This window comes from Brevundimonas sp. (genome assembly GCF_036677305.1).
GTDB lineage: Bacteria > Pseudomonadota > Alphaproteobacteria > Caulobacterales > Caulobacteraceae > Brevundimonas.
Map to the genome: position 1 here is coordinate 1 of NZ_JAKFEB010000156.1, position 9,389 is coordinate 9,389.

Below are 9,389 nucleotides of genomic sequence, written 5' to 3' on the forward strand. Positions count from 1 at the left end.
AGCTCACGCCGCGCGGACGGATGGCCTGCGCCAGGGCCTATGCGCATCTCGGCCTGACTGAACCGCCGAGGGCGCCGGAACAGGGCGGACTGTTCGGCTCCAAATAATTCCTTCGACCCGGCGGGCTCTTCACGCAATCGCCGAACCCCGTCATGTTCCGTTCGAAGGAGACGGCATGGCGCGAAGGGCGATCCGAACCGAGCGGCTGATCGCAGTGCTGGGCGCCGCGGTGCTGCTGCTGGGCGCGGTGATCCTGTGGAAGGCGATCGAGGCGTCGCGTCCCGGCTTCACCGAGGAGGCCCCGGAACGCCGGGTGCTGCGTCAGGCCCGCGAACAATTGGGCCGAACGGCCGAAATCCGCCTGCTGGACGAAGGGCGCGGCCGCGTCGTCTGCGGCTATGTGGGACGGCGCGGCGAGGCCGGGGCGTGGAGTTTCATCTCGCGGCCCAACCGGATCATGATGAGCGACGACCCCCTGGCGACGGAATTCCAGGCCATGCTGCGCGCCGACTGTCCCAACCTGCCCAAGCCGCCGCCGGCCAATCCATGACCGACCTGCCCACCACCGGCCGTTTCGAGGGCCGCGAACATCGTCTGCCGGTCCGGGTCTATTACGAGGACACCGACTTCACCGGCCTGGTCTATCACGCCAACTACGTGCGCTATTTCGAGCGCGGGCGGTCCGACTGCCTGCGGCTGATGGGGATCGGCCACGCCGACCTGCTGGACGGCGACCAGCCCATGGCCTTCGTGGTCACGAAGATGCAGCTGACCTTCCTCAAGCCGGCGCGGATCGACGACGCCCTTGTGGTGCGGACCCACTATGACGCGGTGAAGGGGCCGCGCCTGCTGATCTCGCAGGCCGTGACGCGGGGCGGGGACGTGCTGTGCCGGGCCGAGGTCGAGGTCGTCTGCATCCATATGGACGGCCGGCCCCGGCGACCGACGAAGACCCTGGTCGGGAAGATCGGTCCCTGGCTGGCGCCCGACGCCTGATACCGGGCGAAGCTTCACAACATTGCGAACCTGTTAGGTGCAGACGGGTGACGCGGCGGCTACACCTCGGCAGAGTCGGATTCGCGCCCGGCCCTAACGCCACATAACCGCCACGCCCGTCCGGTGCACAGGGACGGACAGACGGAAGGATTCCGATGACCACCGCCGCCGAAGCCTCGATGATCAACCCCGTGACCCTGTTCCTGACGGCCGACATCGTCGTCCAGGCCATCATGCTGGGACTGGCGGTCGCCTCCCTCTGGTCGTGGGCCGTGATCATCGACAAGGCGGTGCGGTTCTCGGCGCTGAACCGTCAGGCGAACAGTTTTGAACAGGACGTCGGTTCGGGCCGGTCGCTCGAGGAGATCGCCGCCCAGGCGGGGCCCAACCCGGCCCACCCCCTGCCGCGCATGCTGGTCATCGCCCTGGCCGACTGGCGCGAGGCCCGCACGCGCGGCCCGCTGACCGAGAACCACGCCAATCTGCTGATGTCGCGGATCGACCGCGCGCTGGACAGCCTGATCGCCCGCGAAGGCCAGCGGGTCGAGAACGGTCTGGGCGTGCTGTCGGTGGTGGCGACGTCCTCGCCCTTCATCGGCCTGTTCGGCACGGTCTGGGGCATCATGAACGCCTTCGGAGCCATCGCCCTGTCTGGCAACACCAATCTGTCGACCGTGGCTCCGGCGATCTCCGAAGCCCTGTTCGCCACGGCGCTGGGCCTCGCCGCCGCCATCCCGGCCTATATCGCCTACAACAAATTCTCGATCGACGCGGGCAAGTTCACCGGCCGGCTGGAGAGTTTCGCCGATGACCTGCAGGCCGCCGTGGCGCGCCGTCTGGGCGGTTCGACCGCGCCGTCCTCGCCGCCGGTGACGGGCGATCACAGCCGTCGGGAGCTCTGAGCCATGGCTATGGCGGGCGGCGGCGGGGGCGGACACGTCCGGGGCCGCAGACGGGCGCGCAAGCGCCCGCTGAGCGAGATCAATGTGACGCCGCTGGTCGACGTCATGCTGGTGCTGCTGATCATCTTCATGATCTCGGCGCCCCTGCTGACGACCGGGGTCGAGGTCGAACTGCCCAAGACCGAGGCCAGCGCCGTCGAGACCAATCAGGAGCCGGTGGTGGTCTCGATCGACCGCGACGGCGCCATCTTCGTCGCCGACAGCGAGGTGCCGTGGGACCGTCTGATCCTGGCCGTGGCCCAGGAAGGCGGCGAGGGCGCGCGCGAGAAGCCGGTCTTCGTCCGCGCCGACGGCCGCGCGCCGTACCAGGCCGTGGCGCGGGTGATGGCGCGTCTGTCGGGCGCCGGCTTCACCAAGATGAACCTGATCACCGACACCTCGGCCCAGTCTTCAGGATCAGGCGGGGAGGGCTGACGCCTTGGAACGGCCCGGCCCGGCCCTGATCGGCTCGTTTCTGGTGCATGGGGGCGTCATCGCCCTCGTGCTGGCCGTCGGCCTGTTCGCGCCGAAGGCGGCGCCGCGCCCGATCGCCAACGCCGTGCCGGTCTCGATCGTCTCGGACGTCGTGATCGAGGCCGCCGCCGCCGACAATCCGAGCGAGGAACTGGTGACTGAGGACGTGGCGACCGCGCCGGTCGCTCCGCCGCCGGAACCCGCGCCCGCGCCGCCCGAGCCGAGACCGGTCCCGCCGCCGCTGCCCACGCCGACCCCGGTGAAGAAGGCCCCGACCCCTCCTCGCCCGACCCCGCCGCGCACCCAGCCGCCCCGGCCCACGCCGCCGCGTCCGACCCCGCCGCGCCGCGAGGAAACGCTGGACCTCGACGCCCTCGCCGGCCCCGCGCGCCCGGCGACCCGTCCGGGCACGCGTCCGGCCACCGGCCAGCAGGGGCAGGGCGCGGCGCCCCGCGCTACCGGTCCGCAGATCACGGCCATCTTCAACCAGGTCTATCCGAACTGGATTCTGCCCTGCGACATCCCCGGGGCGCGGAACCTGCGCATCCAGATGGACGTCACCCTGGACGCGCGCGGCCGCATCACCTCGGGCCCGACGCTGATCGGGGCCCAGTCCGACCCGGTGTGGCGCGCCGCCGCCGACGGGGCGGTGCGGGCGATTCGCCAGACCGCACCGTTCGACGTGCCCGAAGGCTTCCCCGGCGGGCCTTTCCGGCCGACCTTTGTGACGGAACGCGCCTGCGCCAACCGGTAACCGGCGCCCGCCATGTTCGGCCTGATCGTCCTGCTTCTCGGCATGGCCCCTGCGCAGGAGGGGCCGGCCCGCGCCCCCGCGGAGAGCCCGGCGGCGAGCGGCGCCCTGTTCAGCCAAACCTACAAGAACTGGCATGTCCCCTGCGATCCGCCGGGCGCTGCAACCCTTCGCGTCGTGATCGATGTCGAATTGGACCGCACGGGACGGTTCGTCGGCGAACCGGTGCTGGTGCGTCCGCAGGACACCCCTGCCTACCGGGCCGCGGCCGCCAGCGCCCTGAAGGCGCTTCGGGACACCGAGCCCTTCGGCGTTCCGGAAGGTTTCACCGGCGGCCGGTATCGCCCGAACTTTCGTCTCGACCGTGTCTGCACAAACGTCAGATGAAGCGTGACAGGGCCTGAAAGTCGCCCCAATCACGGCCATGCTGGCCTTATGCGCACGGTCTGGCGATAAGGACCGGCGTACGTCTGAACTGCGGGAGCCCCTGATGCGACTGAACCGACTTCTGGCGAGCGTCGCCCTCGTGGCGATGGCGGCGACCTCGGTCACGGCCCAGACCCCGCCTCCGCAGTCCGGCGACCCCGTCGAGGTCGAGATCGATCAGGGGGTGCTGCGCCCGGTGCAGATCGCCGTGGTCAATTTCGACGGCGAGAACGGTTCGGATCTCGGCAACGTCATCCGCGCCGACCTGCGCCGCTCGGGCTATTTCGAGCCGATGGATCCGGCCAGCTTCGTCGAAACCGGCCTGACCCTGGCCAATGCGCCCAACTTCCCGCAGTGGACCTCGATCGGCGCCCAGGCGGTGCTGTACGGCGCGGTGACGCGTCGGCCTGACGGCCGCAACGACTTCGGCTTCCGCCTGTACGACCCCTATCGCCAGTGCCAGCTGGCCTCGTACCAGTTCACCGCCACGCCCGAGCAGTGGCGCCGCATCGGCCACAAGATCGCCGACCTGATCTACCAGCGCATGACCGGCGAGACCGGCCTGTTCGACAGCCGCGTGGTCTTCGTCTCGGAAAGCGGCACCCAGCTGAACCGCCTGTCGCGCCTCGCCATCTCGGACCAGGACGGGTTCAACCCCGTCTATCTGACCCAGGGCGAAGAGATCATCATGTCGCCGCGCTTCTCGCTGAGCGACCCCAACGAGATCACCTATGTGGCGCTGGGCAAGGACTACAGCCGCATCTACCTGTACAACCTGTCGACCGGGCGGCGCGAAAGCCTCGGCGAGTTCGACGGCCAGGTGCTGGCCCCGCGCTTCTCGAACGACGGCACGAAGATGGCCTTCTCGATCATCCGCGGCGGCAACACCGACGTCTATGTCATGGACCTGTCCAGCCGCCAGACGCGGCGCCTGACGACCGATCCGGGCATCGACACCTCGCCCTCGTTCAGCCCCGACAACAGCCAGATCGTCTTCACCTCGGACCGGTCGGGCAGCGCCCGCCTGTACGTCATGCGCGCCGACGGCACCGGCCAGCGCGCCATCGCCCGGGGCGGCGGCCTGTACACGGCCCCGAACTGGAGCCCGCGCGGCGACCTGATCGCCTTCACCAAACAGGGCGGCGGCCGGTTCTCGACGGGCGTCATGCGGCCCGACGGCTCGGGCGAGCGCATCCTGTCGTCCAGCTATTTCGAGGAGGGCCCGTCCTGGGCCCCGAACGGCCGCTACATCATGTTCGCGCGCCAGAGCCCGGGCGGCGACACCCGGCTGTGGACCGTCGACCTGTCCGGCCGCGTGGTGTCCCAGGCCGGCTACAACGGCCGCGGTTCGGACCCGGCGTGGTCGCCCCTGCTGGACGAACAGCCCTCCAACCTCGGCGGCGGCGGCCCGGACGGCTGCCCCACCTGATCACAAGCGGAGCCATTCGGCTCACTCCCGCGTTATCGCGGCTGGTGAAACGAGTGGCGCGTCAGTAGCAACCTTTTATAGCCAAGCTGGAGGCCGCGGCCTCACCCCAAGGAGACGATCCGATGATGAAGCCCTCGAACCTGGTCCGTCTGGCCGCCGTCGGTCTGGCCGTGACCGCCATCGCCGCCTGCACCCCGCGCAAGCCCGTCGAGACCGCCGCCGGCGACACCGTGCCGCCGGTCAACAACGACCAGTACCGCGACAACAATCCCCCGATCACCGGCGGGACCGTCGGCGCCCCGGCGCCGGGCTCGGAACAGGACTTCGTCGTCAACGTCGGCGACCGCGTCTATTTCGATCTCGACAGCTACCAGCTGCGCCCCGAAGTCTATCCGCGCATGGACGCCCAGGTCGCCTGGCTGCAGCGCTATCCCAACGTGACGGTCCGCATCGAGGGCAACGCCGACGAACGCGGCACCCGCGAATACAACCTGGCCCTCGGCGCGCGTCGCGCTGAATCGGTCCGCACCTATCTGGTCGAGCGCGGCGTCAACGCCGGCCGTATCGACACGATCAGCTACGGCAAGGAACGCCCGATCGCGGCCGGTTCGACCGAGGAAGCCTTCGCCCGCAACCGCAACGCCCACACCGCCATCGTCTCGGGCGCGACGCGCTAGCTACGACTGTTCCGCCCCGTCGCACCCGCGGCGGGGCGGGAGACCCTGGGACGACTGAAGACCATGCTGAAGCTGCCCGCCGCCCTCCGCACCCGCAACGCCCTGGTCTCGGTCCTGGGCGTGATCCTGATCGCCGGGACCACGACGGTCGTGGCCCAGACCACGCCGCTGGAGCCGATCCAGTGGGACAAGCGCCGGCTGGACCAGCTGGACCGCAACGTCCGCCGCCTTGAGCGGGCCGTGACCCAGCGCAACGCCGCCGGCCAGCCCGTGATCATCGAACCCGATGCGGAAGTCGTGGCGCTGCAGGGCCGCGTGGGGCTGATGGACCGCCGTCTGGGCGATATGGAATCGACCGTCCAGCGCGTGAACGCCGACCTCGAGCGGCTGACCTTCCAGCTGGACGAGGTCCAGCGCGATAACTCGGCCCTGACCACCCGGGTCCGCGACGCCGAGGGCAAGGTCCGGGCGATGGAGGCCGCCGCCGCCCGCGAGGCCGAGCTGAACGCCCCCATCCCGACCACCTCGCCGACCGGCGACGCCGCCCGCGACCTGACCGCCGCCGCCCGTCTGGCCGCCAGCGACCCGGCCCGCGGCGACCGCGCCCTGCAGACCGTCATCGCCGCCTGGCCCGACACGCCGCAGGCGGCCGAGGCCAACAGCCGTCTGGGCGACCTGCGCGTCTCGGCCGGCGATCACGCCGGCGCCGTCTCGGCCTATGCCGCCGCCCTGCGCGGCTGGCCGACGACGCCCTGGGCCCCGGCGACCACGCTGGAGCTGGCCAATGCGCTGAACGCGACCGACCGCAAGACCCAGGCCTGCACCGCCCTGACCGAGTTCACGCGCCGCTACGCCGAGGCCGCGACCCCGGCGGTGCGCACCCGTGCGACCGAGGCCCGCACCCGCATCGGCTGCGCCGCGCCCGCGGCCACGCCGCCCCGGCGGCCGGGCTGACTCCGACGCCCGAGGACTGGACCGCGCCGGTCAGGGACCGCCTGTCCGCCCGGCTGGAGCGCAACGTCGGGCATCCGCTGGCCCTGGCCCTGTCGGGCGGCGGCGACTCCATCGCCTTGCTGCGCCTCGCCGCCGACTGGGCGCGCGAGAACGGTCGCCGTCTGCTGGCGTTGACGGTCGACCACGGCCTGAGCCCGGACAGCGCCGGCTGGACCGCCTTCGCCGAACAGGCCGCGCGTGATGCGGGCGCGGACTGGCGCGGTTTGACCTGGACCGGATCGAAGCCAACCAAGGGGTTGCCCGCAGCCGCCCGCCGCGCTCGCCACGGATTGATCGCTGATGCGGCGCGTGAGGTCGGAGCGCGGGTGATCCTCTTCGCCCACACCGCCGACGACATCGCCGAGGGGGAGGTGATGCGGGAAGAAGGCTCGACGCTGGGCCGGTTGCGCGAGTGGGCGCCGTCTCCTGCCTGGCCGGAGGGGCGGGGGGTGATGTTGCTGCGGCCTATGCTGGACGCAGGCAGGGTCGAAGTGCGCGACTGGCTGGCTGGGCAGGGAGCGGAATGGATCGACGATCCGGCCAATGAGGATCCGACATATGCGAGGAGCCGCGCACGGACCTCCCTTCTCCCGTTGGGAGAAGGTGGCGCGCAGCGCCGGATGAGGGTCGACAGGGGAAGCGGCGAAGCCGCCCCGGACCAGCCGACCCTCACCCTTGAGCGCAAGGACGACGGCTCCGCCGCCGTGCGCTCAAGCCCTCTCCCGATGGGAGAGGGATCATTTGAGATCGATCGAGGCGTCACGGCCCGCGCCCTTGCCGCCGCCCTTGTCTGCGCCGGCGGGGGAGACCGCCCCCCGCGCGGCGACCGGCTGGCCGCGCTCCTGACCCGTCTCAACGCCGGCGAATCCTTCACCGCTACCCTCTGCGGCGCCCGCATCGAGGCCGCAGCCGATCGCGTCACGATCCGCCGGGAGCCGGGCGAACTGGCCCGCCGCCCGCCGCCGCCCTTGCCGCTCACACCCGGCGTCGAGGCGGTCTGGGACGGCCGCTGGGCCATCACAACCTCCGAAGCCGGCTGGTCCGTCGTCCCCGCCGCCGGCCGCATGGCCGCCCTGTCCGACGCCGACCGGGCGGTCCTGAAAGCCCTGCCGGCCTCCGCCCGCGCCGGCGAACCTGTCCTGATCCGGAACGAAAACGGCGCCCCGGTTCTTGCACGGACGACGGCGAGGGCGCGGTCGCTGGTCGAACAGAGACTGGCGCTCGCGCTGGACCGAATGACGCACGAAAGGGACCTGGGCGCCGTCTTCGATGGCGAAACGCTCCGGAAGCCCCTATTTTCGACCTGACATCAGTGACAGGGCGTTCCGCGCCCGAGGAACAAGACGAGCATGAACCTGCGCAATTTCGCCATCTGGGGCGTCATCATCCTGGGCGCCATGGCCTTCTATGTGGCCATGAGCCGTCCGGGCGGCATCGCCGCGCCCGCGACCGGAAAGGCCGCGGCGGAGCGGCCGCAGAACATGACCTACTCCGACCTCCTGAAGGAACGGAACGAGGGCGACATCGCCAAGGTCGAATCCCGGGGCGAAACCCTGAAGGTCACGCTGAAGGACAACCGCGTCTTTACCGTCACCACCCCCATGCCCAACGCGCCCCTGCTGGACACCATCGCTGAAACCGGCGCGATCGTGGATCCCAAGAGCACGCGCCAGTCGATCTGGGTCAGCGCCCTGATCGGCCTGCTGCCGTTCGTGCTGATCATCGGCCTGTGGGTGCTGATCATGCGCCAGATGCAGGGCGGCGCCCGCGGGGCCATGGGCTTCGGCAAGTCCAAGGCCAAGCTGCTGACCGAACACAAGGGCCGCAAGACCTTCGACGACGTCGCCGGCGTGGACGAGGCCAAGGAGGAGCTGCAGGAGGTCGTCGACTTCCTCAAGGACCCGGGCAAGTTCCAGAAGCTCGGCGGCAAGATCCCCAAGGGCGCCCTGCTAGTCGGCCCTCCGGGTACGGGTAAAACCCTGCTGGCCCGCGCTGTCGCGGGCGAGGCGGGCGTGCCCTTCTTCTCCATCTCGGGCTCCGACTTCGTCGAGATGTTCGTCGGCGTCGGCGCCAGCCGCGTGCGCGACATGTTCGAACAGGCCAAGAAGAACGCCCCCTGCATCATCTTCATCGACGAGATCGACGCCGTCGGCCGTCACCGCGGCGCCGGTCTGGGCGGCGGCAATGACGAGCGCGAGCAGACCCTGAACCAGCTGCTGGTCGAGATGGACGGCTTCGAGGCCAATGAGGGCATCATCCTGATCGCCGCCACCAACCGTCCCGACGTGCTGGACCCGGCCCTGCTGCGTCCCGGCCGCTTCGACCGTCAGGTCGTGGTGCCGAACCCCGACGTCAACGGCCGCGAGAAGATCCTGCGCGTCCACATGAAGGACGTGCCGCTGGCCTCGGACGTGGTGGTCAAGACCATCGCCCGCGGCACCCCCGGCTTCTCGGGCGCCGATCTGGCCAATCTGGTCAATGAGGCGGCCCTGATGGCGGCCCGCAAGGACCGTCGCATGGTCACCCATCGCGACTTCGAGGACGCCAAGGACAAGGTCATGATGGGCGCCGAGCGCAAATCCATGGCCATGAACGAGGAAGAGCGCCGCCTGACCGCCTATCACGAGGGCGGCCACGCCATCGTCGCCATGAACGTCAAGATGGCCGATCCCGTGCACAAGGCGACCATCGTCCCGCGCGGC

Annotated in this window: 11 protein-coding genes; all 11 read left to right on the top strand. The window is 70.4% G+C overall.

Features of this window, described 5'->3' with window-relative positions:
• The first annotated feature begins 175 nt into the window (after positions 1-175).
• Positions 176-550 carry a hypothetical protein gene (locus tag V6M42_RS08830; protein WP_332678241.1) on the top strand — a complete coding sequence of 125 codons (375 nt, stop codon included), beginning with the start codon at positions 176-178 and terminating at the stop codon, positions 548-550.
• On the top strand, positions 547-996 hold the full coding sequence (gene ybgC, locus V6M42_RS08835) for a tol-pal system-associated acyl-CoA thioesterase (protein ID WP_332678242.1): 450 nt from the start codon (positions 547-549) through the stop codon (positions 994-996). The genes V6M42_RS08830 and ybgC overlap by 4 nt, the downstream gene beginning before the upstream one ends.
• Before the next feature lie 155 nt (positions 997-1,151).
• The gene (gene tolQ, locus V6M42_RS08840) at positions 1,152-1,898 is read left to right on the top strand and encodes a protein TolQ (RefSeq protein WP_332661277.1); all 747 of its coding nucleotides are present in this window, start codon (positions 1,152-1,154) and stop codon (positions 1,896-1,898) included.
• 3 nt (positions 1,899-1,901) lie between these two features.
• Positions 1,902-2,372: an ExbD/TolR family protein gene (locus tag V6M42_RS08845; protein WP_332661275.1), complete on the top strand. Its 471-nt coding sequence runs from the start codon at positions 1,902-1,904 to the stop codon at positions 2,370-2,372.
• Positions 2,373-2,376: 4 nt separating this feature from the next.
• The gene (locus V6M42_RS08850) at positions 2,377-3,165 is read left to right on the top strand and encodes a hypothetical protein (RefSeq protein WP_332678243.1); all 789 of its coding nucleotides are present in this window, start codon (positions 2,377-2,379) and stop codon (positions 3,163-3,165) included.
• Between the two features lie 12 nt (positions 3,166-3,177).
• Positions 3,178-3,549, top strand: coding sequence for a hypothetical protein (locus V6M42_RS08855; RefSeq protein WP_332678244.1), 372 nt, complete (start codon positions 3,178-3,180; stop codon positions 3,547-3,549).
• 103 nt (positions 3,550-3,652) lie between these two features.
• On the top strand, positions 3,653-5,017 hold the full coding sequence (gene tolB, locus V6M42_RS08860) for a Tol-Pal system beta propeller repeat protein TolB (RefSeq protein ID WP_332661269.1): 1,365 nt from the start codon (positions 3,653-3,655) through the stop codon (positions 5,015-5,017).
• Between the two features lie 125 nt (positions 5,018-5,142).
• A complete protein-coding gene (gene pal, locus V6M42_RS08865; RefSeq protein WP_332661314.1) occupies positions 5,143-5,694 on the top strand; it encodes a peptidoglycan-associated lipoprotein Pal in 552 nt (183 codons plus the stop codon).
• A 63-nt stretch (positions 5,695-5,757) separates the two neighbouring features.
• Complete coding sequence (locus V6M42_RS08870; protein ID WP_332661268.1) at positions 5,758-6,648, top strand: tetratricopeptide repeat protein; 891 nt, start codon at positions 5,758-5,760, stop codon at positions 6,646-6,648.
• Between the two features lie 116 nt (positions 6,649-6,764).
• Complete coding sequence (locus V6M42_RS08875; RefSeq protein ID WP_332678245.1) at positions 6,765-7,994, top strand: tRNA lysidine(34) synthetase; 1,230 nt, start codon at positions 6,765-6,767, stop codon at positions 7,992-7,994.
• Between the two features lie 42 nt (positions 7,995-8,036).
• On the top strand, positions 8,037-9,389 hold a 1,353-nt coding region (gene ftsH / locus V6M42_RS08880; protein WP_332678246.1), incomplete at its 3' end, for an ATP-dependent zinc metalloprotease FtsH.